Here is a 1,556-nt window from a genome sequence, read left to right as displayed (position 1 = left end):
GGCAAACGCTCGCCTCTTTGGCGACGACACTTCGTAAACAACCAACCCAGACGTGGAGGCTATGACCGAAGCCGCCGTCGTATCACCTTAGCGTTGGGCAAAAAATGAAAATTCATACAGCACTTCTTACGGCCTCCGGATTTCTTAGCATTTTCTTGCTCACTTCATGCTCGAAAGAAATAGAAGGTACCTTTTCCGGCATCATGCGCTGGGGTTTCGAAACCCAATCCTTCTATGTTGATGAAGAAGATGAAGCGTGGTGGGTCTCTCCACAGAAAGATGCGTTCGACAAGTTTGGTGAGGATTACGGTTTAAGACTAAAACAACTTGGTGAAGAATATGCAGTAGTGCTTCAGTATAAAGTGAAGATGAAAGGAGTCGCCTCAAAAAGAGGTGAATATGGCCATTTCGGTATGTTTAAGAGACAGTTTGAAGTTGAGGAAATTGTGGATTTTGAGTGGATAGGAAAAGATGATCAATAAGCCCAACCAGGCAGCCCATACAACTCCGGCCATCGCTCCGCGATGACCTGCGCGTATGGCTTTCACGTTCTGTAGAAAATGAAAACCCCATTTCTAATTCTTCCGATTCTCCTCTTAGGATGCGTGAAAGAACCAAGCGTAGAAGACATAAAGCCTGTTACCAATGACACAGTTGAATCGAAAATTCTATACGTCGTGCTAAATCCAGACAGAGAGATAGAATCAAACGGACAGACTTACGAGTCGGATGAAATTACGACTCTAGTCAAAGAAAGAAAAGAAGGGATAGAGTCGGTAATTTTGGCCGTAAACCCAAAAACAAAAGCAAGCGAAGTCGTCAGAATCATCGATCTGATAAAACTCGAAGGAATCGAAAAGATTTTCGTATCTACTCTAGAAGAATGAAAACAATACAGAATCGGGTAGCCAGGGGCGTTAACTCCCCCGGCTCCCACACCACCACTCATACGGATCCGTAAGTGGCGGTTCCCAGGAAAGAGATTCAATATCTCTGCATTTGACGGATGCATACGAGTACGCAAACAGTCAGTGGACCATTGTTCTCCACCGAAAAGGTCGCCCGTCGAAACGGAGACCATACGGGTAAGAGTCCACTTCCTAGGTTCGGTCCTTCGCCGCCAGTGAGCCATCCGGATACCTTCGCTGGACGGGAAACCCGTCGGCAACTACTCCCGGCTCGTTTCAGGCGACTACTATGACCTCGGCTGACTCCTCGCCCCTCAATGCGCCCATTACTGGACGAACCGCGATATCTTGACGGCAGATCTAAGCCGATACCGCACGTGAGCGAGGCCTCCCCGGGTAAGAACACGTTGTTTCGATGCGCGACCTCGGGATTTACCTGCATGGCTGAACTGAGGGTTTCGCTGTGTTGTGCCAGCTCACCCGCCATACCGGCCTTATATCCCATTTCTGTACGTAGGCCCGCACTTTTGACGTAGGCTTCCTTCCCACGAAACGTCGCCACTTCGCAGTTGCCATGATCTAGTTCTTTCATAGGTATTTATGCAGTTCACGAACATGGGACTTTCACCCAATTACAACATGCCCATG

At 48.3% G+C, this 1,556-nt stretch carries 2 protein-coding genes; both read left to right on the top strand.

The features are described 5' to 3' along the window. Positions 1-104 precede the first annotated feature (104 nt). On the top strand, positions 105-482 hold the full coding sequence (locus QEH57_RS24650) for a hypothetical protein (RefSeq protein WP_309009472.1): 378 nt from the start codon (positions 105-107) through the stop codon (positions 480-482). 78 nt (positions 483-560) lie between these two features. Further along, positions 561-887, top strand: a complete 327-nt coding sequence (locus tag QEH57_RS24645) for a biopolymer transporter ExbD (RefSeq protein ID WP_309009471.1) — start codon at positions 561-563, stop codon at positions 885-887. Positions 888-1,556 lie beyond the last annotated feature (669 nt).

This window comes from Pelagicoccus sp. SDUM812005 (assembly GCF_031127875.1).
Lineage (GTDB): Bacteria > Verrucomicrobiota > Verrucomicrobiia > Opitutales > Opitutaceae > Pelagicoccus.
This window is presented reverse-complemented; position numbering and strand designations above follow the sequence as displayed.